Source organism: Williamsia sp. Y712 (genome assembly GCF_059445525.1).
In genome coordinates this window covers 566,054-591,767 of the sequence record NZ_JCAIUN010000003.1, presented here as the reverse complement: position 1 = coordinate 591,767, position 25,714 = coordinate 566,054, and the positions used below count along the sequence as shown (strand labels likewise).

The 25,714-nt window shown below is 62.3% G+C and carries 22 protein-coding genes; 15 read left to right on the top strand and 7 right to left on the bottom strand.

The features are described from left to right. Positions 1 to 80 precede the first annotated feature (80 nt). The 4 genes from AC1D75_RS22070 (at position 81) to AC1D75_RS22055 (ending at position 5,089) form a co-directional block, all read left to right on the top strand. A complete protein-coding gene (locus tag AC1D75_RS22070) occupies positions 81 to 1,076 on the top strand; it encodes a Rieske 2Fe-2S domain-containing protein (protein ID WP_495517451.1) in 996 nt (331 codons plus the stop codon). Next, complete coding sequence (locus tag AC1D75_RS22065; RefSeq protein WP_495517450.1) at positions 1,073 to 2,164, top strand: NAD(P)H-dependent amine dehydrogenase family protein; 1,092 nt, start codon at positions 1,073 to 1,075, stop codon at positions 2,162 to 2,164. Before AC1D75_RS22070 ends, AC1D75_RS22065 begins: the two co-directional genes overlap by 4 nt. Before the next feature lie 168 nt (positions 2,165 to 2,332). Further along, a complete protein-coding gene (locus tag AC1D75_RS22060) occupies positions 2,333 to 3,772 on the top strand; it encodes a basic amino acid/polyamine antiporter (RefSeq protein WP_495517449.1) in 1,440 nt (479 codons plus the stop codon). Positions 3,773 to 3,823: 51 nt separating this feature from the next. Further along, on the top strand, positions 3,824 to 5,089 hold the full coding sequence (locus tag AC1D75_RS22055; protein ID WP_495517448.1) for an arginine deiminase: 1,266 nt from the start codon (positions 3,824 to 3,826) through the stop codon (positions 5,087 to 5,089). Positions 5,090 to 5,116: 27 nt separating this feature from the next. Here the strand turns inward: AC1D75_RS22055 and AC1D75_RS22050 are convergent, their stop codons facing one another. The 3 genes from AC1D75_RS22050 to AC1D75_RS22040 form a co-directional block, all read right to left on the bottom strand. Next, complete coding sequence (locus AC1D75_RS22050; protein WP_495517447.1) at positions 5,117 to 6,010, bottom strand: cyclase family protein; 894 nt, start codon at positions 6,008 to 6,010, stop codon at positions 5,117 to 5,119. 59 nt (positions 6,011 to 6,069) lie between these two features. Then, positions 6,070 to 7,554: an aldehyde dehydrogenase family protein gene (locus AC1D75_RS22045; RefSeq protein WP_495517446.1), complete on the bottom strand. Its 1,485-nt coding sequence runs from the start codon at positions 7,552 to 7,554 to the stop codon at positions 6,070 to 6,072. 78 nt (positions 7,555 to 7,632) lie between these two features. Continuing rightward, a complete protein-coding gene (locus tag AC1D75_RS22040; RefSeq protein WP_495517445.1) occupies positions 7,633 to 8,199 on the bottom strand; it encodes a nuclear transport factor 2 family protein in 567 nt (188 codons plus the stop codon). Positions 8,200 to 8,352: 153 nt separating this feature from the next. On the opposite strand from AC1D75_RS22040, the gene AC1D75_RS22035 reads away from it, so the two are divergent. Continuing rightward, complete coding sequence (locus tag AC1D75_RS22035) at positions 8,353 to 8,985, top strand: TetR/AcrR family transcriptional regulator (RefSeq protein WP_495517444.1); 633 nt, start codon at positions 8,353 to 8,355, stop codon at positions 8,983 to 8,985. A gap of 43 nt (positions 8,986 to 9,028) precedes the next feature. Here AC1D75_RS22035 and AC1D75_RS22030 read toward each other — a convergent pair whose 3' ends face one another. Next, positions 9,029 to 9,799, bottom strand: a complete 771-nt coding sequence (locus AC1D75_RS22030) for an SDR family NAD(P)-dependent oxidoreductase (protein WP_495517443.1) — start codon at positions 9,797 to 9,799, stop codon at positions 9,029 to 9,031. 177 nt (positions 9,800 to 9,976) lie between these two features. On the opposite strand from AC1D75_RS22030, the gene AC1D75_RS22025 reads away from it, so the two are divergent. Then, on the top strand, positions 9,977 to 11,164 hold the full coding sequence (locus AC1D75_RS22025; protein ID WP_495517442.1) for a cytochrome P450: 1,188 nt from the start codon (positions 9,977 to 9,979) through the stop codon (positions 11,162 to 11,164). 148 nt (positions 11,165 to 11,312) lie between these two features. Here AC1D75_RS22025 and AC1D75_RS22020 read toward each other — a convergent pair whose 3' ends face one another. Next, on the bottom strand, positions 11,313 to 12,980 hold the full coding sequence (locus AC1D75_RS22020) for a thiamine pyrophosphate-binding protein (RefSeq protein WP_495517441.1): 1,668 nt from the start codon (positions 12,978 to 12,980) through the stop codon (positions 11,313 to 11,315). Beyond that, entirely contained in the window at positions 12,977 to 13,789 is an 813-nt protein-coding gene (locus AC1D75_RS22015) for a cyclase family protein (protein ID WP_495517440.1), read from the bottom strand. Before AC1D75_RS22015 ends, AC1D75_RS22020 begins: the two co-directional genes overlap by 4 nt. 169 nt (positions 13,790 to 13,958) lie before the next feature. Between AC1D75_RS22015 and AC1D75_RS22010 the strand changes: the two genes are divergently transcribed. The 3 genes from AC1D75_RS22010 (at position 13,959) to AC1D75_RS22000 (ending at position 17,080) form a co-directional block, all read left to right on the top strand. Beyond that, positions 13,959 to 14,738, top strand: a complete 780-nt coding sequence (locus AC1D75_RS22010) for an SDR family NAD(P)-dependent oxidoreductase (protein WP_495517439.1) — start codon at positions 13,959 to 13,961, stop codon at positions 14,736 to 14,738. A 79-nt stretch (positions 14,739 to 14,817) separates the two neighbouring features. Continuing rightward, complete coding sequence (locus tag AC1D75_RS22005; RefSeq protein WP_482140407.1) at positions 14,818 to 15,678, top strand: mycofactocin-coupled SDR family oxidoreductase; 861 nt, start codon at positions 14,818 to 14,820, stop codon at positions 15,676 to 15,678. Between the two features lie 40 nt (positions 15,679 to 15,718). Beyond that, a complete protein-coding gene (locus tag AC1D75_RS22000; RefSeq protein WP_495517438.1) occupies positions 15,719 to 17,080 on the top strand; it encodes a cytochrome P450 in 1,362 nt (453 codons plus the stop codon). A 17-nt stretch (positions 17,081 to 17,097) separates the two neighbouring features. Here the strand turns inward: AC1D75_RS22000 and AC1D75_RS21995 are convergent, their stop codons facing one another. Next, positions 17,098 to 17,916, bottom strand: coding sequence for an NAD(P)-dependent oxidoreductase (locus AC1D75_RS21995; RefSeq protein ID WP_495517437.1), 819 nt, complete (start codon positions 17,914 to 17,916; stop codon positions 17,098 to 17,100). A gap of 263 nt (positions 17,917 to 18,179) precedes the next feature. On the opposite strand from AC1D75_RS21995, the gene AC1D75_RS21990 reads away from it, so the two are divergent. The 6 genes from AC1D75_RS21990 to cysC all read left to right on the top strand — a co-directional run bounded on the left by AC1D75_RS21990 (position 18,180) and on the right by cysC (position 25,713). Continuing rightward, complete coding sequence (locus AC1D75_RS21990) at positions 18,180 to 19,472, top strand: amidohydrolase family protein (RefSeq protein WP_495517436.1); 1,293 nt, start codon at positions 18,180 to 18,182, stop codon at positions 19,470 to 19,472. Between the two features lie 270 nt (positions 19,473 to 19,742). Further along, entirely contained in the window at positions 19,743 to 20,582 is an 840-nt protein-coding gene (locus tag AC1D75_RS21985; protein ID WP_495517680.1) for an SDR family NAD(P)-dependent oxidoreductase, read from the top strand. 55 nt (positions 20,583 to 20,637) lie between these two features. Further along, positions 20,638 to 21,783, top strand: a complete 1,146-nt coding sequence (locus AC1D75_RS21980; protein WP_495517435.1) for a sulfotransferase family protein — start codon at positions 20,638 to 20,640, stop codon at positions 21,781 to 21,783. A gap of 8 nt (positions 21,784 to 21,791) precedes the next feature. Then, positions 21,792 to 22,862: a DUF7064 domain-containing protein gene (locus tag AC1D75_RS21975; protein WP_495517434.1), complete on the top strand. Its 1,071-nt coding sequence runs from the start codon at positions 21,792 to 21,794 to the stop codon at positions 22,860 to 22,862. A gap of 38 nt (positions 22,863 to 22,900) precedes the next feature. Next, a complete protein-coding gene (gene cysD / locus AC1D75_RS21970) occupies positions 22,901 to 23,815 on the top strand; it encodes a sulfate adenylyltransferase subunit CysD (RefSeq protein WP_495517433.1) in 915 nt (304 codons plus the stop codon). Next, entirely contained in the window at positions 23,815 to 25,713 is a 1,899-nt protein-coding gene (cysC, locus tag AC1D75_RS21965) for an adenylyl-sulfate kinase (RefSeq protein ID WP_495517432.1), read from the top strand. The genes cysD and cysC overlap by 1 nt, the downstream gene beginning before the upstream one ends. Position 25,714 lies beyond the last annotated feature (1 nt).

Here is a 25,714-nt window from a genome sequence, read left to right as displayed (position 1 = left end):
ACCCTCTGTTCTTTTTTCACAGACCCCACTACGATTCTGGACAGATCGAGTCGGGACTCTGCCGGACGAAGGGATGCCAGATGGCCAGAACGCCCCTGTCGATGAAACCCACCGGCTGGTTTCAGGTGGCATGGGCCGCCGAGATCGGGGTCGGCGACGTCCACCGGATGAAGTACTTCGACACCGAGATGGTCGCGTGGCGATCCGCCACCGGCGAGGTGTCCGTGATGGACGCCTACTGTGAGCATCTCGGCGCGCACCTCGGCTACGGCGGACATGTCGAAGGCGATCGCATCGTCTGTCCATTCCATGGGTGGGAGTGGAACAGCCAGGGCCGCAACGTCTGCATCCCCTACGAGAAGCACCCGAACAAGGGCCGACGCATCCGGACCTATCCGGTGGCCGAACTCAACGAATCGATCTTCATCTGGCATGACGTCGATCGCGCCGAACCCTATTTCGACGTCCCCGACGTCCTCGCCGGATTCGACGACAACTGCACTGCCGCTGATTATTACCCGTCCTATCCCCAGGCAACGCTGTTCCGGCCCGATCTGGAGTTGCATCCGCAGTACGTCATGGAAAACGGTGTGGACTTCGCGCATTTCAAGTTCGTCCACAAGGTCCCGTTCATGCCCGACATCACCAGGCACGATTTCACCGAACCCACCTCATACGTCGACTTCACGATCGCCTTCGACGAGAACACCAAGGCCGACGAGGTCAACAGCGGCGTACAGGCGATCAACGCCGGCCTCGGGGTCGCGGCCACCAAGAGCTGGGGCATGATCGACAACCGAACGCTCACCGCCGTGACACCCGTCGACGATCTCACCTCCGACATCCGCTTCAGCGTCTGGATCGGCCGGAAACCAAACGACCAACGTACCGAAATCCCGCGCGGGGCAAAGTTTCTCGCCGATGCGGTCATCGAGCAGTTTGTCGCCGACATCAACATCTGGTCGCATCAGCGCTACTCCGACCCCCCAGCCCTGTCACGGGGCGAATACGAGGGCTTCACGCAATTGCGGCAATGGGCCACGCAGTTCTACCCGACGAAAGGACTTCACCGATGAGCAACACAGAGGCTGACCGCATTCGCGTATTCCAGGTGGCGACGGGCAACGTAGGCACCGAGATGATCAAGCGTATCGGCAACCACCCGGATCTCGAGCTGGTCGGATTGCACTGCTACACACCGGAGAAGATCGGACGCGACGCCGGCGAGCTCGCCGGGCTCGATCCCAACGGCGTGATTGCCACCGGGACCATCGAGGAGATCACCTCGGCCCGGCCCGACGTACTGACCTTCCACGGGGTCTTCCCCGACGAAGCGCTGTACGAAAAGGTCCTCGAAGCCGGCATCAACATCGTCACGACCGCAGACTGGATCACCGGACACCATCGCAACCAGAACCACCCACACCCGTCGGGCCGAAAGGTATCCGAGGTCCTGCAGGACGCCTGCCTGCGTGGGGGTTCGACGTTCTATGGCACCGGCATGAATCCCGGTCTCAACCAGATCCTCGCGGTGGCGCACAGCGCCGACGTGTCGGAGATCGAGAACGTCACCGTGATCGAATCGGTGGACGTCTCCTGTCACCACTCGGTCGATACCTGGAAAGAAGTCGGCTACGGCGTATCGGTCGACGACCCCAGCATCCCCGGCTCCCTCGAGAAATACACGCGCGTATTCGCCGACAGCGTCTATCTGATGGCCGACTGTTTCGGCCTCGAACTCGACGAGGTCACGTTCTCCTATGAACTCGGCGCCTGCACCAAGGACATCGATCTCGGCTGGTATCAGCTACCCAAGGGTTCATTGGGCGCCAACTACATCAAATACCAGGGCCTGGTCGACGGGATACCCCGCATCGAATCGCACCTCGAATGGCAGATGACCCCGTACACCAGTCCGTCCTGGGACATCAAGGGCTGCTACATCACCCAGATCTCGGGCGACCCGAACATCTACAGCAAGCACATGATCTTCCCCAAACCCGGTGTCAAACTGGATAATCCAGAGGATTTTGCATCAATCGGCATGACCGTCACCGGACTTCCGGCACTCAATGCGATCAGAAGTGTTGTCGATGCCAAGCCCGGCATTCTCACCAGCGCCGACATGCCGTTGCGAGGCTTTGCCGGCCGCTTCAAGGTCTGATCCTTTCCCCCACCTTCTGTAAACGAGAGGTTAAGGGTCAGAGCCCTAATCGCAGCATAAAGGTGGACTCGCTTAGTTGCGCTTCACATTCACGCCGGAACGGCTATCGTCTATTTTCAAGGACGGCGTTCAACAAATGGCACATGCCGGGGCATGGGAAATGGGCGTATGGCCACCACCAGTGAAGAAGTTGCCACCAGTTCATCCCGAATGAGTGTTCCCACCCTGACCGCAATGGTCGTGGGATCGATGATCGGCGCCGGGGTGTTCTCGCTGCCCGCCCGGTTCGGTGGTTCCGCCGGAGCGTTGGCCGCGATCATCGCATGGATCATCGCCGGTGCCGGAATGTTGACCCTGGCACTGGTTTTCCAGCATCTCGCGGTTCGTAAACCGCACCTCAATGCGGGTGTGTTCTCCTACGCCAAAGCCGGATTCGGTGACTACGTGGGATTCAATTCCGGCTTCGGCTACTGGGCGAGTGCCTGTGCAGGCAACGCCTTCTACTGGGTGTTCATCATGACCACGATCGGCCAGGCCTGGCCGGCGCTGGGTAAAGGCGACACCGTCCTTGCCGCAGTGCTGTCGACCATCGGGATCTGGGTGTTTGCGGCGCTGATTGCGCGTGGGGTGAAGGATGCAGCGGTCATCAACCGCATCGTCACCGTCGCAAAAATCGTGCCGATCCTGGTGTTCATCGTGCTGGCCGCCCTCGCCCTGGACACCGGGGTCTTCTACGACAACTTCTGGGGTACTGACGACTTCTCGGTGTCGGCGGTGTTCGAACAGGTCAAGGACACCATGGTGATCACGGTGTTCGTTTTCCTCGGTATCGAGGGCGCGAGCGTCTATTCCCGATACGCCCGCCGACGCGAAGACGTCGGCCGGGCAACGGTGTTGGGATTTGTCAGCGTTCTGTGTGTCTTCGCATCAGTGACACTGTTGTCGTACGGCGTGTTGCCCCGCGAGGAAATCGCCGACCTGCGCCAGCCCTCGATGGCACCACTACTCGCAGACATCGTCGGTGACTGGGGCAGCGTATTCATCAGCGTCGGTGTGGTGGTCTCCGTTCTCGGCGCCTATCTCGCGTGGACCCTGATGGCTGCCGAGGTGCTGTTCATACCCGCTGAAGATCAGGACATGCCGCGCTTTCTGCGCCGCAAGAATGGTGCCGGAGCACCGATCGCAGCGTTGTTGCTCACGTCTGTGATGGTGCAGGCACTAATTGTTGTGGTGCTGTTCTCCGACGACGCACTGAACTTCCTACTCGACCTTTGTACAAGCTTGTCGCTGATCCCTTATTTCCTCGCGGCGGCCTACGCACTCAAGATCGCGATCGACCGAAAGCCCGGCGCCACGATCGAAAAGCGGCCGCTGATCATCGCGGCCCTGGCAACCATCTACACCCTGTTCCTCATCGTCGCCGCCGGCCCCGAGTTCTTGCTGCTCTCATGCATCGTCTACGCGCCGGGCACAGCTCTCTACATCAAGTCCCGCCGCGAGGCCGGTGAGCGCACCTTCACACCCCCAGAGATGGTTCTCTGCGGCGTGCTCTTCACCGGAGCCGTCGCCGGAATCATCGGCCTGGCAATGGGATACATCACCATCTGACCTGTATCCGGCCAGTGATCAGTTTGCTCGACCCAGCGCGAAAGGACAACAATGACCAGCAGTTCAGGCTCCTCGCCCGCTACCACCTACGGGGTTCATTCCGAAGTCGGCCGCCTTCGCAAGGTGATGGTGTGCGCCCCAGGCCTCGCACACCGCCGCCTGACTCCCACGAACAGCGACGACCTGTTGTTCGACGACGTGATGTGGGTGGAAAACGCGCAGCGTGATCACGCCGACTTCGTCAACAAACTCACCGGTCGCGGTGTCGATGTGGTCGAGTTGCACGACGCGCTGGCCGAGACGTTGCGCACTCCGGGCGCCCGAGATTGGTTGCTGGACAGAAAGATTGTTCCCAACCGCGTCGGGCTCGGTTTGGTCGACGACACCCGCGGATACCTGGAAACCCTTGAGCCCCGACACCTTGCCGAAGTGCTGATCGGCGGCCTGTCGACCGCGGACCTACCCGACGACTTCCGCTCCGGGTACGTCAGTCTGGCCCGCGAATCGGCCGGTCCCCGTGACTATTTGATGCCACCATTACCAAACACTCTGTACACGAGGGATACCACCTGCTGGTTGTACGGCGGGGTGACCCTCAATCCCCTCTACTGGCCGGCCCGCAAAGACGAAACACTCATCTACAAGGCGATCTACGACTTCCATCCCGACTTCGTCGGCTCCACCGTGTGGTGGGGTGATCCTGACAGCGAGTGGGGACAGGCAACATTCGAGGGCGGCGACATCATGCCGGTCGGTAACGGTGTCGTTCTGATGGGGATGAGTGAACGCACGTCACGGCAGGCGATCACGCAGGTCGCCGCGGCATTGTTCGCCCAGGGCGCCGCCGAGCGGATCATCGTGGCAGGTATGCCCAAACTGCGGGCGGCCATGCATCTCGACACCGTCTTCACCTTCGCCGACCGCGATATCGTAACGCTCTATCCCACGATCATGGATGCGGTACACACCTTCACCCTCGTGCCCTCAGATACCGCACCGGGCGTTGACGTCATCGACAACGAGGGTGCGGCGTTTGTCGACGTCGTCGCGAAAGCTCTCAATCTGAAGTCTTTGCACGTCATCGAAACCGGCGGCGACGTCTACCAATCCGAACGACAGCAATGGGACAGCGGCAACAATGCGGTCGCCCTGGAACCCGGTGTGGTCTTCACATACGACCGCAACACGTTGACCAACACACTGCTCCGTAAAGCCGGTGTCGAGGTCATCACGATCGTCGGAGCCGAACTCGGCCGGGGTCGCGGTGGTGGGCACTGCATGACCTGCCCCATCATTCGAGACGCCGTGGACTACTGAACGCTGCCGATCCCAGCCGCCTTCGGATTACCCGACTGCGATGGGCGTGACGGGACTGCCCGTCGCCCCGGGGATGTTCAGTGGCGCGATGGTGAGCAGGAATTCGTAGCACCGGTCCCGCGAGAGATCTTGCAGCGCAAGATGCTCCACCAGATGAATTCCGTGCGACACCAGCAGGACAATATGCGACCCCAGGTAGACGCCCTGATCGAACGGCAATGCCTCGACCGCAGAATTGTCCGCCCCGACCACTGAAACATCCGACGCAGCAAGATGCTTCGCCAATTCGAGGCCGATACCAGGTTGGGGATGAATATCGAATCCATCATCCGGGTTCATATACCCCTCGAGCCACCCGGTGCGAATCAACACGATGTCGCCCGAACGGAGTTCGACGGACTGCGTCGACAACGCCTGTTCGAACTCGGCAACGGTGATGACATGTCCGGGATCGAGCGCACTGACACCAAGTGACGCAGCTATGTCCACGAGTACCCCGCGACCGACAATTGCACCGATCTTGTCGATACCGCATCGCGGTGCACCACTCATCGAAGAGACATCCTCCGCAGAGAAGCCGTTGTACAACTTTCGACCCTCGTACACATGGCCGAGAGCGTCAAGATGCGTAGCGGTGTGCGCCGCCATCACGAGCATGTCCTCGTTGGCGCCCACACCCTCTGCTCCGCCAACCGAACGATGAAACGCCTCATCCCCCTGTCCCGCGAGCGTCAGACGCTGTGGTGCGCCGCGGAACTCGAAGTTCGGGGTCCCGGATCGCTGGATCGGGATACTCAGCGAGTAGACCTTGCCCGTTTTCGGGGCGTTCAGCGCGGCCTTGACCACATCCGGAGTGAGCAGGTTGAGCGCTCCCCGTTCGTCATCGGCGCCCCAGCGACCCCAGTTGTTCGTCGTTCCCATCGCGCTCCCTGTTTCCCGTGATCGCCGAACCCCCGAACGAGCCGAGTGGTGTTCTTGTTCTACACGGGCTGGCCGATGGTCTTGACCTCGAGGTACTCCTTGAAACCGAAGTCGCCGTTGCGTCGGCCCAGACCGCTCTGTTTGGTGCCACCGAACGGGCTGGTGATCCCGAAGAACGACTTGCTGTTCACGGTGACACTGCCGGTCCGCAATCGCTGGGCAATACGCAGTGCCCTGTCGTTGTCGGCACTGCTGACCTCGCCCGACAGTCCGTAGATCGAGTTGTTGGCGATGGCAATCGCCTCGTCGTCGGTGTCATACGGGATCACGGTCAGAACCGGGCCGAAGATCTCCTCCTGCGCCACTTGCGAATCGGGGTCGACGTCGGCGAGCAGTGTCGGCTCGACGTAGTAGCCGGTCGGTAGGTTCTCCGGGATGCCGCCACCGGTGATCACCCTGGCTCCGGAATCGATACCCGACCGGATCAAACCGAGGACTTTGTTCCGTTGGGTTTCGCTGATCTGCGGGCCTTGCATGATGCCCTCTTGCCACGGATCGCCCATCGGTATGTTCTGCATCGTTGCCGCCAGAATCGCCAGCCCCTCCTCGTAACGGCTACGCGGCAACAGGATTCGGCTGGGCAGGATGCAACTCTGTCCCGACATCGCGCATGCCATCATCGCCGCCATCGGCAGGCAGGCGGTGAGATCGGCGTCATCGCAGACGATATGAGCGGACTTGCCACCCAGTTCCATCAGTGATTTCTTCACCGTCGCGGCTCCGGCAGCCAGAATCGCCCGCCCGGTGGCCGTGGACCCGGTGAACGTGATCATGTCGACCCTCGGATCGGCCGACAGCGCCGCACCCACCTCATTGGCGTTCGAGACCACCACGTTGAACACTCCGGCCGGGATGTCGGTTTCCTCGGCGACGATCCGGCCCAGCTCGCTGCCGGACCACGGTGTCCACTGAGCGGGCTTGAGCACCACGGTGTTCCCGGCCATCAGCGGTGCCACGGTCTCGGCGATGTTCAGGTAGAACGGCACATTCCACGGCGTGATCGCACCGACAACACCCACGGGGTCATAGTGGATCAGGTGCCGCGCCTGCCCCATCACCGTCTCGTGGACACCGGTGTCTTCGAGGTAGTCGAACGCTCGGCCGTACTCGGCCCAATGCTTGACCTCCGCGATCGGGGCCTCGACCTGACTGCTGGTCATGCTGATCGGGCAACCCACCTCGGTCACCACGATCCGCCGGATTCGTTCTTTGTTGCGTTCCAGCGCCTCATGCAGCTGCGTCAGGCAGTGGTACCGGAACTCGACATCGCGGGACCAGTCGGTCTCGTCGAATGCCCGGCGTGCAGCACCGACGGCCCGTTCCATGTCCGCGACGGTGCCGTCCGTCGCCTGGCCGGCCACCTGCTCGGACCCCGGGTGGATCACGTCGAAGAGTGCGCCACTTGCGGTGTACTGCAGCTTCCCATCGATCAGCATCCGTTGATCACCGGCGAGCAAACCGGTCTCGACCTGAACGTCAGTCATCGCTATCTCCTTGCAACAGAGCGTGTCCGGATTCCGCCATGCGACAGAGCACGCAGTTGTGTCGGTACGGTACTCCGATCACCACCGCGCAGGGGCAGGAATGTCCAATTCCAGTGGCCGTTCATAAGATAGGTCGCTTCGGTCACGCGTACCGACGAGGTAGCCCTTCTCGGTGAAGAAGGACGAGGCGAGCACCCGCGCATCACCCAGGAACATCGCCTCCACGGTTGAGCGCCGAAGCGCGATGCGCCACTGCCCTTCTCGGCGCTCCAGCCGATCGAGGTAACGACCACTGATGAACTGCGCGGTCTTTCCGTCGCCACCGACGAGAACGACGAGCACATAACTTTCGGCATGCGCGGTATCACCGTCGATCTCGCACGAATGCGTTGTGATGTTGTGGGTGTGCACCTTCGACGTCTCGGCATGTACTTTGTTGGCCCAATCCCCGTAATCAGGGCCCTGGTTGGTCGCATAACCGTGCTCGTCGACGGCATCTTCGTGATACGCAGCGGTTATCAGGTCGACATCGTGACGATCGCACCCGCGTGCGTGCCGCGCGATGCAATCCAGAATTGCGGCCCGATCCTTGAGGTACAGAACATCTGCCTGCAACTGCTCCAGAGTGGTTTCGAGCGTCGACATATTTCTCCGTTTCGCGATACTTCTCCGCCGGAGCGGACCGGCCGGCGGTACTCGGCCCAATCGACTGCGACCAAGCCCACAGCCACTATACAGTCGTACAGCGAACGAGGGGTGCGAAAATGAACAAGACTCAACAAAGTGAGGAACGTGGACATGCCACCATCGGCTCGGCGCGTAGGCGCAGAAACGTCGAAGACCAGGGACGTAATACTCGACACCGTCGAAAAGATCATGGTCGCCGACGGTTATCCGAGCGTCACGTACCGCGTGCTGGCAACGAAGGCCGGCGTGACACCGAGCCTCGTCCAGTACTACTTCCCCACCCTCGACGACATCTTCCTCGCCGCCCTGCGCCGGCGCACCGAGGAGAACGCCCAGCGCCTCACCGCAGCACTGAAGGCCCGCCCCGACGAGCCGTTGCACGTCATGTGGGAGTTCAGTTGGGCCGAAGCCAAGGGGGCACTGGTCACCGAGTTCATGGCGCTCGGCAACCATCGCCCGAAAATCGGTGCCGAGATCGCCAAGGTCACCGCGCAGATACGGCAGATCCAGCTCGACACCTTGGCTGCAGACGCCGCCACCACCGGCACTGCCGACTTGCCGCTTTCCCCCGGAGGACTCACGGTCCTCATCTCCGGCATTCCGAAATTGCTGAACCTCGAAAAGGGTGCAGGCATCACCGACGCCCACGAAGATGTGGTGGCGTCCTTCGAGTCATTCATCGACTCGATCGAACCGCCGAAGTCGCCGCGCCCCCGGAAACGGGCGACTCGTACCCGTAGCTGACCCGCGGCCCCGACTCCCGCGAGGCCATAGACCCTCTGCAGGCCTAGACGCCCGCCGGCCCGGGCGCACCATGCATGTACAACGTTTGACCGGAACAGAAGCTTGCCGCGTCGGAGGCGAAGAACAAGACGCCATAGCCGATTTCATCTGGTTCCCCCAACCTGCCGAGCCCGTTGGTCCCCGCCACCGAGTCCGGATCGAGGTTGTATTTCGCGAGCTCGTCGGTCAGCGTCGGCGCTCGGACCGCACCGACCGCGATGGCGTTGACGCGAATTCCCTTGCCTGCCCATGCCGCTGCCATCGAACCGGTCAGGTTGTTGACCGCAGCCTTAGCCGCCGCATACGGCGCTGCCTGCGGCATCGACAACAGACTTGCCCCCGACGAGATGTTGACGATCGCCCCTTTGCCCTGCTCAATCATGTGAACAGAGGCCGCCCGCGACAGATTCCAGACGCTGCCCATGTTGAGGGCAAAGACGTCAGCGAACTCGTCCTCGGTCCACCTCTTGATCGACTTCGTCTCGGCGCCACCGGCACTGTTGACCAGGATGTCCACCCGACCGAACTCGGCCACCGTCCGATCCACGAGCTCCTGGCATCCGGCCGCGGTACTGACATCCGCCGGTACCGCCAGCGCGCGACGTCCCAGCGCGTCGATCTCCTTCGCGGTGGACTCCAGCGGATCAGGGCGACGGCCGGCGAGCACGACATCCGCGCCATGCTCTGCGAGGACCAGCGCCGCGCCGCGCCCGATACCGGTGCCACCACCGGTCACCAGCGCGACGCGCCCTTCGAGGGAGAATCGATCACTCATTTCACTGCTCCTTTGTTCGATGTGCCGGCAATCCATGAAGCCGACGGCCGAAACCGCACGTGCTCCAGTCGGATTCGACGATGCACCAGCGGTAACGACGAAGTACGACCATTTGCTGTACGAGCGTATAGCAGTTGATCTATGCTCGTCCACGAAACCCGAATCAAGGAGTTTTTCGTGAGCGATGTGTATTACGACCCGTGGGACGTCGAGATCGATATCGACCCGTATCCGACCTACCGACGACTGCGCGACGAGGCGCCGCTCTACTACAACAAACGACACGACTTCTGGGGCTTGAGCCGCTACGCCGACATCGACGCGGCGTTGCGGGATCCGCAGCGGTTCAGTTCCGCAAAGGGCGACATCCTCGAAGTGGTCAAGGCCGATCCGGTGATGCCGCCAGGTGTGTTCATCAACGAAGACCCACCCCTGCACACCATCCATCGCAAGATCGTGGGTCGGGCTTTCACCCCGCGGAAGATGAAAATGATCGAAGACAAGGTCCGTGCATTCTGCAACGCCTGCCTCGATCCCCTGGTCGGCTCCGATCGCTTCGATTTTGTACTCGACCTGGGCGCGGAGCTCCCGATGCGGACCATCGGCATGCTCGTCGGTATCCCCGACGCCGACCAGCCGAGTGTGCGAGCCGAGGCAAATCGCGTGTTGCGCAACAAACCCGGTGAGCCGCTACCGGTGAAGAAAGACCACTACTTCGACGGTGACATGTTCACCGACTACGTCGACTGGCGGATCAAGAACCCTTCCGACGACCTCATCACCGAACTGCTGAACGTGGAGTTCGAAGACGACACCGGCACCACCAGGAACCTCCGCAAGGATGAGCTCCTCATCTTCCTGGCCGTCATCGCGGGGGCCGGGGTCGAGACCACCGGCCGACTGTTCGGCTGGATGGGCAAGGTGCTGGCCGAAAATCCTGATCAGCGTAAAGAACTGACACAGGACCACTCACTCATCCCGGGCGCCATCGATGAACTCCTGCGGTTCGAGCCGCCGGGACCTCACGTCGCCCGGTATGTGACCGAAGATGTTGAACTGCACGGACAGACGGTTCCAGCCGGCAGCGCGTTACTGCTCATGCTGGCCTCGGCAAACCGCGACGAACGCACCTTCGACAATCCGGACCGATTCGACATCCACCGGCAACCCGGTTCACTCCTGAGCTTCGCCAAAGGCGCGCACTTCTGCCTCGGCGCCCCACTGGCCCGCCTCGAAGGCCGGGTTGCACTCGAAGAGGTCCTGAACCGGTTCCCGGAGTGGGACATCGACCTGACCCAAGCCCGCCGAGCCCGCAGTTCCACCGTGCGCGGCTGGGATTCGATGCCGGCGATCATCGGCCGATGAACATCTGGAAATTCATGTGGCGCACCGTACTCTCGCCGCCACAGTCGCTCACCGCAACCGGCTCGGCCATCACCATTCTCACGTGCCCGGCATTCTCCCTATGCCACGTACACATCGATGCGGCACCGGTGAACAGCACCGGGCCGGATCAATGGCCCGCGAACGCCTCGGCCAGCCACCAGGACCCGCCGTCATTGGTGACCTTCGCGTCGATCACGAGCGGCCGGGCGGCGCCGGCCGCGCGATAGCCCTCCACCCAGGTGCGCACTTCATCCAGATCATCGAGTGTGCGCACGGTGACCCCGTCAGCACCGAAACCTCGTGCGATGGACGCGATATCGGTTTCCGGAAAGGTCACCGTATCGTGGTCGGCGTCATCGAAGTGGTGCACCTCTGCACCGTAGGCGGAGTCGTTGTAGACGATCGCGACCAACGGCAGGCGCAGGCGTACCGCGGTGTCGATTTCGGAGATACCCATGAGGAATCCACCGTCGCCCGCGCCGAGGACACCGAGCCGGTCGGGCTGTGCGATCCCCGCTCCGATCGCGGTGTAGAGCCCGAGTCCGATCGATTGGTATGCCTGGGTGAAGCAAAAGCCATGATGGTCGGGGACCGAGAGATGAGTGGACGGGTAACCCATGAAGTTCCCGGAATCAATGGACACGATCCGCTCCGTGGGCAGGATCTCGTCGAGTGCGATGGTCAGCGCACGTGAGTCGATGCGATCGCCGCCCGACGAGTCATCGACCGGGACATCCTGCCAGCGAGCCGATTCCGCGATTTTCGCCCGTACGACAGCAGTCCGGTAGCGCGTTGCCCCTTCCGGCTCCACATCCGACAATTCCGCGAGAACGTCGGTGGCGGTCAGCGCACAATCGCCGATGATCCCGAGATCGACGGGACGGTGCGCGCCGATCGCGTCGACGTCGTCGTCGACCTGGACGACGGTTGCCTCCGGTCCGATCAATCGGCCGTGTCGCATCGTCCACATGTTGAGGGCGCATCCCCAGCCGACAATGAGGTCGGCGTCCGAGATCAATTCCGCGGAGGTGGGCGACGAGAACCCGCCGGAGATGCCGAGGGAGAACGCATCGTCGGCGAAGAGTCCGTTGGCGACCGCCGACGTCGCGACCAAAGCCCCGCTCGCCAAAGCGAGTTCGGCGATCTGCCGGCCGGCGTCGCGGCCGCCCCGCCCGGCGACGAACACCGGCCGCTGCGAGCCACGTATGGCATCGACGAGCCGGGTGACCGCATCGGTGTTGGGCCGCACCCGCGGCTCTTCGACCGTGATCCCGATGGGCCCCTGCACACTGGCACGCTGTGCCGCGACGTCGATGGAGACGTTGAGGACGACGGTGCGCCGTTGGGTTACGGCGTTCCGGTAGGCACGGGTGACATCCGCGACGACGGTCTGCGCCGAATACACGCGATCACTGATCGCGCCGACGCTGGTGACGAGCGTGTCCTGATCGATGCGAAAATTGGAGCGCAGGGCCGCCGCGGGACTGTCGGCGGTCAGGACGATCATCGGGGTCCGGCTCTTGGCGGCCTCGGTGATACCGGTCATCGCGTTGGTGAGACCGCAACCCTGGTGCAGCGACACGACTCCCACCCGCGACGACATCCGCGAGTACGCGTCGGCCATCGTCGCCGCCCCACCTTCGTGGCGGGCCGCGGTGAACGGCACACCCCCGGCACGCAGTGCATTGGTCATCACGAAATTGCCGCTACCGACCACCCCGAACACGTGGCCGGCACCGAGGTCGGCCAGGACTCGTCCGACGACGTCGGCAACGGTGGGTCCGTACGTGCTCACGCACCCGCTCCGGTTGCACCTGCTCCGACTACGACGGCCAGGACGCGAGACGGGCTACCGGTCCCGCCGACGATGGGCAGCGGGCTCACCACCAGCAGGGCGCCGGTGACGGGGAGTCGACCGAGGTTGCGCAGTGAAGTGATGCCGTATTTGTCGTTGCCGAGGAAGTAGTTGTGCACCGGGAAGGCGGGGTCGAAACCGCCTGCGAGACCGGCGTCCACCCCGACGGTCTCCACGCCGAGGCCGGTGATCTCGCGCTCGGTGGCCAGCCAGCGCGCGCAATCGGCCGCCACGCCCGGTGTGTGCGAGCCGGTCTCGTCGGCGTTGAGGAATTCCGCCTCGGATCCGCCCCGCGACTCCCAGCCGGTGCGCAGCAGCAACCACGCGCCCGCTGCGAGCAGCCCGTTGGCCGCTTCCCACTCCTCGACGTCGGCGATGCTCAGGAGGTAGTCGGGGTCGTCGGCGACCTTCGTGGTCAGGTCGATGACAGCAGCCGGTCCGATGAGTCGCTGCACCGGGATCTGCGATACGTCGTCACCGTCGCGACCGGTGATCCAATGCACCGGCGCATCGAGATGGGTCCCGATGTGCTCACCCGTATGGATGTTGTTGTGACGCCAGAACGGGCCGGGTTCGTTGTAGGCGCTGACCTCTTCGAGGCTGAAGTCGATGAGGTTCGCGAACGGCTCGGGCAGGCGCAGCGCCGGGGTCGAACTGCTCAGCGGCGTGGTCAGGTCGATCACCTCGAGGCTGCCGGTGAGGATGCCGTCGAGAAAGTTCGACAGGACGGTGGTATCGGGGACGGTCATGTCAGCACCTCGGTTCTTCCGTGTTGGCTATGCACGTCACGGTAGTCCGACACAACGGGCAGGCCACGCACGGTCCCAGCAGAGTCGCCATTTCCACCTGCAGCCCATTCCCCCTGTGCTATACACATACCGATGCTGTACGTACGTATAGCAGACAGCGGGAGGTTCGATGAATTCAGAAGCCGCGCACAATGATCCGTCCGGACGCGTAGCCGTCGTCACCGGCGGTGGATCGGGCTTGGGCGAATCGATCTGCCACCATCTGGGGCGGCAGGGTCACCAGGTGGCAGTACTCGACACCGACACCGGCGCCGCAGAGCGGGTGGCCGCCGACGTGCGGGCAGCGGGGTCCAAGGCGTTGGCGGTGGCCGTGGACGTCGCAGACCAGACATCCGTCAACGCCGCATTCGATATCGCCCGGAGCCAACTCGGCCCTGTCGAGATCCTGGTGACCAGCGCGGGTGTCTCCGGATTCACCCCGTTCGAAGACATCACCCTCGACGAATGGAATCGGTACATCGCCGTCAATCTCACCGGCACCTTTCTCTGCGCGCAGGCGGCGATACGCGACATGGTGGACGCCGGTTGGGGCCGGATCGTGACGATCTCGTCGGCGGCCGGGCAAACCGGTGCGCTTCGCCAAGGCCACTATTCGGCCACCAAAGGTGGTGTCATCGCGTTCACCAAGACGTTGGCCCTGGAATACGCCGCCAAAGGAATCACCGTCAACACGGTTCCCCCCTTCACCATCGACACCCCGATGTTGCGGGCCGCACAGGATGCCAAGCATCTCCCCGAGGCCAAGTACATCTCCCGGGTGATCCCGTCCGGGCGGGTCGGGAGCGGCGACGACATCGGCGCAACATGCGCTTTCCTGTGCTCCGACGCCGCCGGCTACATCACGGGGCAGGTCATCGCGGTCAACGGAGGCGCGGTGATGTCGGGATAGAACTCCGAGGCGTTACAACACAACAGTTTTCGAGTATTCGATATTGATCGTCGATCAGAAACCTTTGGAAGGAACAACTATGGGACGTGTTCAAGGCAAGGTCGCATTCATCACCGGAGCCGCACGCGGCCAAGGCCGCAGCCACGCGGTGCGGCTTGCCGAAGAAGGTGCCGACATCATCGCGGTCGACCTGTGCGAAAACCTCAGCACCGTCAACTATCCCCTTGCCACACCAGAAGATCTCGCCGAGACCGCCCGGCTGGTCGAAAAGCATGATCGACGTATCGTCACGGTCCAGGCCGATGTTCGAGAGCGTGCCCAGATGGTCGCGGCGCTGGACCAAGGTCTCGCCGAGTTCGGCAAGGTCGACGTGGTGATCGCCAATGCCGGAATCGCCGCAATGACCGGTGAACCCGGCATCAACGCATGGATCGACACCATCGACACCAATCTGCTCGGCGTGATCAACGCCGTGCAGGCGGCACTGCCACATCTGCAAGCGGGCGCATCACTCATCGCCACCGGTTCGACTGCCGCCCTGATGGATGTGAGCAAAACCGATGCCCCCGGGCAGGAACTCGGCGGCGCCGCATACGCATTGGCCAAACGCCAGCTGACGCATTTCATGCACATGGTCGCCCTGCACATGGCCCCCCGCAACATTCGTGCCAATGTCGTGCACCCCACCAACTGCAACACCGACATGCTCCAGAGCGAACCGATGTACAAGGCTTTCCGTCCCGATCTCGAACATCCCACGCGCGCCGATGCCGAGCCCGGATTTGCGGTGATGCAGGCAATGCCGATCCCCTACGTCGAGCCCGAGGACATCACCAACGCCGTGTTGTTCCTGGCCTCCGACGAATCGAGGTACATGACCGGCATGCAGCTGCGAATCGACGGCGGCGGGTACCTCAAGTGGTACGACTTCAAACTCTGAGGGATCGGTTCACAACCGGCTGACGGCTAGGAGATGAGTCATGAGCGTTGACCACGGCAGCGACAACGACCGGAAGTCGCCCCGCTTCCACTTCGATCGACACACAACGGAATACCGCGAGCGGTTCACCGATATCACCGAGGAGATGCAGAGCAAGTGCCCCCTCGCGTGGAGCGATACCTACAACGGGCATTGGGTCGCTGCCGACAACCGGGCGGTCTTCGAACTCGCCCGCAGCGCGGATGTCTCTGCCGATCACGACGTGAACGGTGAACGTCGTGGCTACCAAGGTGTTTCGATCCCCAAGCTGATGGAGGTCAGCATCCGGGGCGGCCTGTTGGAGATGGACGATCCCGAGCACAAGATCTATCGCGGCGCACTCAATCCCTATCTCTCGCCCGCCGCGATCAAACGGTGGGAACCGTTCATCGACGACGTGGTGCGCGCCTGCCTGGACGAGAAGATCGAATCCGGCCACATCGACTTCGTCGAGGATCTGGCCAACATCGTCCCTGCCGTGGTCACACTGGCAATGCTGGGTATTCCGTTGCAGAAGTGGGAAATCTACAACGAACCGGCCCACGCGTCGGTCTACACCGCACCCGAGTCACCGGACGCCCCGCGGGTACTGGATCTGTACATGGCCATGGGCATGGATCTGTTCTCCAACCTGGCCGAGATCCGCGAGAGCCCGCGTCCCGGGATCATCAACGCGTTGGCCGGGCTCCGGATCGATGGCGAGCCTGCGGCCGACATGGAGCTGCTCGGGATGTTGAACCTTCTCATCGGCGGCGGGTTCGACACCACCACAGCGTTGACGGCGCACGCGCTGGAGTGGTTGTCGGAGAATCCCGATGAGCGCGACGTACTCAGCCGTGAACGAGACGAACTACTCGATCCGGCAACCGAGGAGTTCTTGCGCTTCTTTACGCCCGCCCCCGGCGACGGACGAACCATCGCTGCAGACATGGAACTCGACGGCAGGCAGCTCAAAGAGGGAGACCGACTCTGGTTGTCGTGGGCCATGGCCAACCGCGACCCTGACATCTTCGACGACCCGAATGACATCGTTCTGGACCGAAGCGGCAATCGCCATTTCAGCTTCGGCATCGGCATGCACCGGTGCATCGGTTCGAACCTCGCACGCACCGTGTTCAAATCGATGGTGACCGCGGTGCTCGACCGGATACCGGACTATCGCTGCGTTCCCGAAGGGACTGTCCACTACGAAACCATCGGGGTCATCCAGGGCATGCGGTACCTGCCGGCGACATTCACTCCGGGCCCTCGAGTCGGCGCGGGCTTGGACGAGACACTGGAGAAATTGCAGCGGATCTGCGTCGACCAAGAGTTGGCCAGACCGGTGACCGAACGCAAAGAACCCGCGCTCATCCACGATTGATGCGCGTCGACGCGCGATCAGCGTGGGTGGCCCATTGCTTCCAGCGTCGAGTCGGCGGCGGCCAGCACTGCCGCCGACTTGGCCCCGGCGTCGTCGGCCAGGCTCGATATCAGTCGTGCATCCTTCTGCAATAGCGTCCCCGCGATGGAGGCGATCGCGTCGATCGTTCCGCCGGACGCCGCAATGGCGCCAAGTGCATAGCTGTTCGCCGACCCCTTGGAGATCACCTCGCCGAGACGATCCGGATTCACTCCCAAGGACCCACCCAGGGCCAACGCATCGACGACGATGCCGAGGTTGGCGGCAAAGACAACGTTGTTGAGGAGTTTGGTCACCTGGCCCGACCCCAGCGCACCGAGGTGGACAACCGGTTCACCGTATGTGGAGAACACGGGCCGGCACCGTTCGACGGCCTCCGCTTGACCACCGACCATGACCAGCAGGTTGCCCGCCACTGCCGCAGGACCACCACCACTGACCGGCGCATCGATGACCACGACCCCTTGCGCCGCTGCCTTTCCGGCCAGATCGCGACAGGTGTCGGGGTGGATGGTGCTGTGGATTGCGATCACACCTCCCGGTGCCAGGCCGGCAAGTACGCCGAGTTCACCGGTCACGATCTGCCGAACATCTGCATCGTCGACCACGCAGAGGCAGACCAGATCGCTGGCCGCCGCCAGTTCAGCCGGTGAATCCGCCACTCTCGCTTCGGTGTCGGCAAAGGACTCCAGCGACGCCGATCGGCGGGCCCACAGCGTGGTGTCGTAGCCCGCTTCCACGATCCGGCGGGCCATCGGCGCGCCCTGACTCCCGAGACCTATGAACCCAATACGCATCGTGTTCCTCCAACTTCGCGAAATACTCTCGTATATAACGCTTCTCGGAATCCGGGCGCGGATCGTTCCGATGTCGGCCGATCGACTTCAGCCTGGCTGGGCGTTGGCGCAGAGCGCTTTTCGGACTGCGCACACAAAGAATACCCACCCACCTACTCCCGTCGGCCAATTCGAAAAATTCACCCACATAGAGCCCCGGCCTGCCATACATTCGTACAATATGCGCCGGCTGTCGACGGCCGGCCCCAGCGAAAGGCGTGGCTGTGAACAAAGACGACATGATCCTGATCAGTATCGACGACCACATCATCGAACCCCCCGACATGTTCGACAATCATCTGCCCGCCAAATACAAGGCAGAGGCACCCCGTCTCGTCCACAACCCCGATGGCAGCGACACCTGGCAGTTCCGCGACACCGTCATCCCCAACGTCGCGCTCAATGCGGTGGCCGGAAGGCCGAAAGAAGAGTACGGATTGGAACCGCAGGGTCTCGACGAGATCCGGCCCGGTTGTTACGACGCGGCCGAGCGGGTGAAGGACATGAATGCCGGCGGTGTTCTCGCCACCATGAACTTCCCGTCGTTCCCCGGTTTCGCGGCCCGACTGTTCGCCACCGACGACGCCGACTTCTCCCTGGCCCTTGTGCAGGCCTACAACGATTGGCACATCGACGAATGGTGCGGCGCCCATCCGGGGCGATTCATCCCGATGGCCTTGCCGCCGATCTGGGATGCCGAGCTCTGCGCCCAGGAAGTACGTCGAGTCTCCGAAAAGGGCGTGCACTCGCTGACCTTTACCGAAAACCCTTCGGCGCTGGGCTATCCCAGCTTTCACAGCGACTACTGGAACCCCCTGTGGAAGGCGCTCGTCGACACCGACACCGTGATGAATGTGCACATCGGCTCGTCCGGCCGGCTGTCGATCCCCTCGCCCGACAGCCCGATGGACGTGCTGATCACGCTGCAACCGATGAACATCGTGCAGGCCGCGGCCGACCTACTGTGGTCCGCACCGATCAAGGAATACCCCGACCTGAAGATCGCTCTGTCCGAGGGCGGCACCGGGTGGATCCCATACTTCCTCGAGCGGATTGATCGCACCTACGAGATGCACTCGACGTGGACGAACCAGGACTTCAAGGGCAAACTCCCCTCGGAAGTGTTCAGGGACCACTTCCTGACCTGCTTCATCTCCGATCCCGTCGGCGTACAGCTACGAAACGAAATCGGTATCGACAACATCTGCTGGGAGATGGACTACCCGCACAGCGATTCGATGTGGCCGAACGCGCCGGAAGAGCTCGAGGGCGTGTTCGACAAGTACAACGTCACCGACGATGAGATCAACAAGATGACCTACGTGAACGCGATGAAGTGGTACTCGTTCGATCCGTTCAAGGACGTTCCCAAGGAGCAGGCCACGGTCGGTGCGCTACGCAAAGCCGCCGAAGGGCATGACGTGCAGACCCGTGCGTGGAGCACGCGTGAGAAGTCCGGCACCAGCTTCGCGGATTTCGCAGAGAAGGCAAAAGAGATTTCGGGTGTTCAGGATTGATCGAATAGCAATTACCCGCTCGTCAACTACGGCCAGGTGCTCCCCAGGAGCCCTGGCCGCTTTTTTGTCGAACCGATCTTCCACCGCCGAACCCACGTCGGAGCCATAACGAATTGTTATGGCTCGGCGCCGAAATCGGTATTGGAAACTGCAGTTGCCGCACCCATAGTCTCGAAGCATCCGAACAGCCGGTGTGCTGCGCACCACAATCTTGCGCAAATGTGACGGGAGTTTTCAGTGAGTGTTGAAGACAAGAACTGGACAGAAGCGATGGGCTTTGATCGCATGCCCAACCACATCGTTGGCATGCGCGTCACTGAACAGATGGACCTGACCGGCAAAAAGGCCGTCGTTGTCGGTGCCGGGGGTGACGGTCTGGGTCAGGCGATCGCCAACCGCCTCGCCGGCCTCGGCGCTGACATCGCACTGATTGGACGGACCTTCGAGAAGGTCGAACGGCGCGCCAAAGAGATCGAGGAACGCTGGGGCGTGACGGCGATACCGGTCCTCGCCGATATGTCGGATTGGGATCAGGTCCACCAGGCGGTCAAAGAAAGTCATGACCGGCTCGGCGGCCTCGACATCATGGTGAACAACCCCGTCATGGTGGTGGCCGGACCGTTCGAAAAGCACACGAAGGAAGACATCGACAAAACGATGCTGGGCAGCCTGACCATGATGATGTACGGCGCGCACGCTGCGCTCGAGTATCTCCTTCCCCAGGGTTCGGGCAAGATCATCAACATCGGCGCCGTCGGTGGACGCATGCAGCACCGCGGGCTTGTCGTCTACAACTCGGCCAAAGCCGGTGTCATCGGATTCACCCGCAACCTTGCTCATGAGATGGCGCCGCGCGGTGTCAACGTGCTGGCAGTCGCCCCCGGAATCATGATCAAACCTGATCTGGTCGAGCGCTTCCTCAATCCGCAAAGCGATCAGGACTACGCCGCCCGCGACGCCATCGCCGAAGCACTCGAGACCTACGTCCAGCTCGGTCGCGGCGCACTGCCGGAGGAGGTGGCCAACATGGTTGCGTACCTCGCCACCGACGCCGCCAACTACATGTGCGGCCAGACCATCGACGTCGCAGGCGGACAGTTCATGAATTGACGGGAGATCGACCACTTCCTGTTCTACTCAACTGATTTCAACCCCGGAGGTCACGATGTCTCCCATCGACGACGTAATGGACGCGGCAACCAAGAGCACCGGACTCACCGACTTCGGTGATGACTCTTTCCGCGAGGGTCTCGAAATACTGTTGGCGTCGGTACGCGACGAAGCCAACCTGAACGCGACGGGCGAAGTGTTCATGCGCGACCGCATCGTCGGATATCTCGGCCAGCGGTTGCAGGTTGAGAACTGGTATCGCCGTCACCCCGAGATCGACGAGATCTCCATCGTCACCCCGCTGATCGGGATCGGCCTGCCGCGCACCGGATCGTCGGCACTGTCGAGTTTGCTCTCGCAGGACCCAGACGTGCGGTACATCAGGCGCTGGGAGTCGTCGCAGCCCTGCCCACCGACATCGACTGTTGTCGGGGTTGATCCGCGCATCCCGCCGGGCATCGGCGAGATGCTCGGGTCACGGCATCACGTCCCGAGCGACACCCACGGTCCCATGGAATGCCACGACCTGATGGCGTTGGACTTCAAAACCCACTTCTTCCAGTCGCTGGCCCAGATTCCGACGTACTCGGAATGGTTTGTGAACAAAGCAGATCTCACGTCCACGTTCGAGTACCAGCGCAGAGTGATGAAGCTGATGCAATGGGGTGAGCCCACACGGGAGTGGCGACTCAAGTGCCCGTCGCACATCTTGGTCCTGGACGCCCTGGACAAGGCCTTTCCCGATGCCCGCTACGTCATGACACATCGGGATCCCACCGACGTCATCTTGTCGGTTGCCGACCTTTATGCCGACATCATCACCAGGTTCACAGACACCATCGACAAGCCATACATCGGCAAGCTCAATGTGGATCATTGGTCGCTGGGTATCCAACGTGCCATGCAGTTCCGCCGTGATGGCGCCGACGATCGTTTCTACGACATCGACTTCCGCGCGATGCAAAGCGATCCCGTCGGCGAGGTCAAGGGACTGTACAGCTGGCTCGGAACCCCGGTCAGCGCACAGTTCGAGTCGCAGATGCGAAGTTGGTGGGAAAAAGCGGCCGACCAACGTGAACCGAGTTCACACGCCGACCCGGCCGAGTTCGGCATCGACCTCGCCGAGGTCCGCCCACTGTTCAACGAGTACGTGGCAAGTGCCCAGCACTGGACCAACCATTCCAACCTAAATGTGAAGTGAGAGAAACGATGTCGATTGATCTGACCGGAGGCCTTGATTCAACTCGCGAACACGTCTTCGCCGAGCGGCCCGAAAATCCGGAAATGCGGGATTCGGTGAGTTTCTGGGTGGTCGATGACCGCGGCGAGGTGGGACTGCCGCGCATCGGCGTGGAAGCCGTGTCCTCCAACTGGGATACCCACGACCTGCAGGTGAATGTCACCTTTCCGGATGGCCGCGTGTACCGACTGCGTTCCACCGAACCCGCGGCCTCGCCCATCGGACCCGAAGGCAAACCCACCGTGCTGGGCGCCGGCGGACTGAAGTTCCGTTGCGTCGACGAGTTCGACACCTGGACAATGACATACGACGGAAAGGCCGTACAGACCACGTCCGCCGGACTCATCAAGGGTGACACCGACGGTCCGGTCGTCAACGTCAGCTTCCATGTCGAAGCGAAGATGGCCGTTCCACCATGGATCCAGGGCACCATGGGCAAAGACGCCCAGGAAAAGCTCAAGGACGACGCCATCTCGGGCATGATGGGTGGACCTCGCTATGAGCAGCTGTTCCGGGCCACCGGCCGGGTCAGCATCGACGGAGCCGAAGACCACACCTTCACCGGCTGCGGCCTGAGGATTCGACGTCAGGGCGTCCGCAACCTTGCCGGATTCTGGGGTCATTGCTGGCAGTCCGCTGTCTTCCCGAGCGGCAAGGCCTTTGGCTACATCGCCTATCCTCCGCGCGACGACGGACAGGACACCTTTGCCGAGGGCTTCATCTACAAGGGCAACGGAGATCTCATCCCGGCACGGATCGTGAAGGCTCCCTGGCTGACCCGTCTTGTTCCCAAGGGGGACGACGCAACACTGGTCCTCGAGACCGACACCGAGACCGTGACCATCGAAGGTGAAGTCCTGTTCGGCGCCCACGATGTCTTCCACAAAGACAACGCCTATTCGACAAATGCACTCAAGGCCGAGATGCCTGCCTTCCCCGCTGTGCACCAATCCGGTGTGCGTTATCGGTGGGACGGCGAGGAAACGGTGGGAATGATGGAGCGCTCGAACCCGCTCGACAAGATCGAGCAGGACTCGTGACCACGTCATCGCCAACTGTCTCCTGAAAGGCCACAGCAATGCTGAACACACGCTACGAGCTCTCACACCTGGCCGCGCTCGAAGCGGAATCGGTCTACATCTTCCGCGAGGTGGCCGCCACTGCACAACGCCCGGTGCTGCTGTTCTCTGCAGGCAAGGACTCGGTGGTGATGTTTCACCTGGCACGCAAGGCTTTCTGGCCGGCACCGATCCCCTTCCCGCTCATGCATGTCGACACCGGACACAACTTCGACGAGGTCATCGAGTACCGCGATCGCGTTGTCGAGAAAACCGGTGTCCGACTGATCGTTTCGAGTGTCCAGGACGACATCGATGCGGGACGGGTGGTTGAGCAGACCGGACCGGGAGCCAGTCGCAATCGACTCCAAACCGCCGCGCTGCTCCGCGGCATCGGAGAAAACAAGTTCGACACCGTCTTCGGTGGCGCCCGACGCGATGAGGAAAAGGCCCGCGCCAAGGAACGGGTGTTCAGCTTCCGCGACGAGTTCGGCGCATGGGATCCGCGGGCGCAGCGCCCGGAACTGTGGAATCTCTACAACGGACGCCACCACAAGGGTGAGCACATCCGGATCTTCCCGCTCAGCAACTGGACCGAACTCGACGTCTGGCAGTACATCGCCTCCGAGGAGATCGAACTGCCAAGCATCTATTACTCGCACCGGAGAGAGGTCGTTCCTCGCGACGGAATGCTGCTGGCCAAAACCCGTTTCGTGGACTTGGCACCCGGCGAGGAAGTGATCACCGAGACGGTTCGATTCCGGACAGTGGGCGATGCCACCTGCACCGGATGTGTGCTCAGCGATGCCGTCACCGTGCATCAGGTGATCGACGAGGTCTCCTCGACCCGGATCACCGAGCGCGGCGCCACCCGCGCCGACGACCGGATCTCCGAGTCGGGGATGGAAGACCGCAAGAAGGAAGGCTACTTCTGATGACTCTTGCACGTCCCGCCACCGAATCCACCACGACCGAGAGCAATCACCCCATGCAGACCGGCAAGCAGATGTTGCGCCTGGCGACCGCGGGCAGCGTCGACGACGGCAAGTCGACACTCATCGGAAGGCTGCTCTACGACTCCAAGAGCATCTTCACCGACCAGATGGAGTCCATCGAACGCACCAGCGTCGAGCGCGGAGACGAGTACGCCAACCTCGCGCTGCTCACCGATGGACTCCGTGCCGAGCGCGAACAGGGCATCACGATCGACGTCGCCTACCGCTACTTCGCAACGCCCAAGCGGAAGTTCATCATCGCCGACACACCGGGACACGTTCAATACACCCGAAACATGGTGACCGGCGCCTCCACTGCGGATGTCGCCCTCATCCTCGTCGACGCCCGCAAGGGCGTCCTCGAGCAGACCCGCCGCCACGCGTTTCTGTCATCCCTGTTGGGCATCGCCCATCTGGTGCTGTGTGTGAACAAGATGGACCTGGTCGACTGGTCCGAAGAACGCTTTATCGAGATCCGTGACGAGTTCAGCGCTTTCGCCGGCAAGCTGAACGTCCACGACCTCAGCTTCATACCGGTGTCAGCTCTCCTCGGCGACAACGTGGTGGATGCCTCGCAGCACATGCCCTGGTACACCGGCACCTCGCTTCTCGGGCACCTCGAAGACGTCCACATCTCGTCGGACAAAAACCTGATCGACGCGCGCATGCCCGTGCAGTACGTCATCCGCCCGCAGGTCTCCGATGGCTCCGACCACCGCAGTTACGCCGGGACCATCGCCAGTGGAACGTTCAAGCCCGGTGACGAAGTTGTTGTGCTGCCCAGCGGTTTCACCACCACGGTGTCAGAGATCTGGGGTCCCGGCGGGGCCAAGGTCGACGAGGCGTTCACATCGATGGCCGTCTCGCTCTCATTGGCCGACGACATCGACATCACTCGCGGTGAGATGCTGGCCCGGCCGGGCAACCGCCCACACGTCGGCCGCGACATCGACGCCATGGTCTGCTGGTTCTCCGACGACACCACCCTGGCACCCGGGAACCGCTATACGATCCAGAGCTCGACCCGTGAGTCCAAAGCGGTCATCAGCACACTGACCTACCGGCTCGACGTGAACTCCCTGCACCGCGACGAGGCCTCGGAATCGTTACAGCTCAACGAGATCGGCCGAATCACGCTCCGGACCCAGCAACCGCTGATGTTCGATGCCTATCAGCAGCACCGTCACACCGGCAGCTTCATCCTGATCGACGAGGCCACCAACAAAACTGTGGGTGCCGGGATGATCAACGGCCCGGTCAGCAAAGACTCGCACGTTGTCTGGCACAGCTCATCGGTCACCCGCGAACAGCGCGCCACCACGGGTGCCACCATCTGGATGACGGGACTTTCCGGCTCCGGAAAGTCCTCTATTGCAGCAGAACTCGAGCGGTCCCTGGTCGCTGAGGGACGCCCCGCCTATCTGATGGACGGCGACAATCTACGGCACGGCCTCAACTCCGACCTGGGCTTCGGCGACGACGACCGCCGCGAGAACATACGCCGCACCGCAGAGATTGCCGCGCTCTTCGCCGATTCCGGTTCGGTGGCGATCGTCTCTTTGATCAGTCCTTTTGCGGCAGAACGACAGCGGGCCAGAGAGATCCACGCACAGCGCGGAATCCCCTTCTACGAGATCTTTGTCGACACGCCACTCGAGGTCTGCGAGGAGCGTGACCCCAAAGGCCTCTATGCCAAGGCCCGCACGGGTGAGATTCCCCAGTTCACCGGGATCAGCTCACCGTACGAGCCTCCAACCGCGGCCGATATCGTCATCACGCCCAGCGACAGTCCCCTGCCGCGCGTCGCCGAAGCAATCCGCCGCGACCTGGGAATCTGAG

What these genes read in the sequence shown, in the direction of transcription:
- AC1D75_RS22005 (WP_482140407.1), top strand. Translation starts at nt 14,818, where the DNA reads ATGGGACGTGTTCAAGGCAAGGTCGCATTCATCACCGGAGCCGCACGC.
- AC1D75_RS21985 (WP_495517680.1), top strand. Translation starts at nt 19,743, where the DNA reads ATGGGCTTTGATCGCATGCCCAACCACATCGTTGGCATGCGCGTCACT.
- AC1D75_RS22050 (WP_495517447.1), bottom strand. Translation starts at nt 6,010, where the DNA reads ATGGGAACGACGAACAACTGGGGTCGCTGGGGCGCCGATGACGAACGG.
- AC1D75_RS21975 (WP_495517434.1), top strand. Translation starts at nt 21,792, where the DNA reads ATGTCGATTGATCTGACCGGAGGCCTTGATTCAACTCGCGAACACGTC.
- AC1D75_RS22055 (WP_495517448.1), top strand. Translation starts at nt 3,824, where the DNA reads ATGACCAGCAGTTCAGGCTCCTCGCCCGCTACCACCTACGGGGTTCAT.
- AC1D75_RS22065 (WP_495517450.1), top strand. Translation starts at nt 1,073, where the DNA reads ATGAGCAACACAGAGGCTGACCGCATTCGCGTATTCCAGGTGGCGACG.
- cysC (WP_495517432.1), top strand. Translation starts at nt 23,815, where the DNA reads ATGACTCTTGCACGTCCCGCCACCGAATCCACCACGACCGAGAGCAAT.
- AC1D75_RS22035 (WP_495517444.1), top strand. Translation starts at nt 8,353, where the DNA reads ATGCCACCATCGGCTCGGCGCGTAGGCGCAGAAACGTCGAAGACCAGG.
- AC1D75_RS22070 (WP_495517451.1), top strand. Translation starts at nt 81, where the DNA reads ATGGCCAGAACGCCCCTGTCGATGAAACCCACCGGCTGGTTTCAGGTG.
- AC1D75_RS22010 (WP_495517439.1), top strand. Translation starts at nt 13,959, where the DNA reads ATGAATTCAGAAGCCGCGCACAATGATCCGTCCGGACGCGTAGCCGTC.
- AC1D75_RS22060 (WP_495517449.1), top strand. Translation starts at nt 2,333, where the DNA reads ATGGCCACCACCAGTGAAGAAGTTGCCACCAGTTCATCCCGAATGAGT.
- AC1D75_RS21995 (WP_495517437.1), bottom strand. Translation starts at nt 17,916, where the DNA reads ATGCGTATTGGGTTCATAGGTCTCGGGAGTCAGGGCGCGCCGATGGCC.
- AC1D75_RS22040 (WP_495517445.1), bottom strand. Translation starts at nt 8,199, where the DNA reads ATGTCGACGCTCGAAACCACTCTGGAGCAGTTGCAGGCAGATGTTCTG.
- cysD (WP_495517433.1), top strand. Translation starts at nt 22,901, where the DNA reads ATGCTGAACACACGCTACGAGCTCTCACACCTGGCCGCGCTCGAAGCG.
- AC1D75_RS22000 (WP_495517438.1), top strand. Translation starts at nt 15,719, where the DNA reads ATGAGCGTTGACCACGGCAGCGACAACGACCGGAAGTCGCCCCGCTTC.
- AC1D75_RS22045 (WP_495517446.1), bottom strand. Translation starts at nt 7,554, where the DNA reads ATGACTGACGTTCAGGTCGAGACCGGTTTGCTCGCCGGTGATCAACGG.
- AC1D75_RS21980 (WP_495517435.1), top strand. Translation starts at nt 20,638, where the DNA reads ATGTCTCCCATCGACGACGTAATGGACGCGGCAACCAAGAGCACCGGA.
- AC1D75_RS22015 (WP_495517440.1), bottom strand. Translation starts at nt 13,789, where the DNA reads ATGACCGTCCCCGATACCACCGTCCTGTCGAACTTTCTCGACGGCATC.
- AC1D75_RS22030 (WP_495517443.1), bottom strand. Translation starts at nt 9,799, where the DNA reads ATGAGTGATCGATTCTCCCTCGAAGGGCGCGTCGCGCTGGTGACCGGT.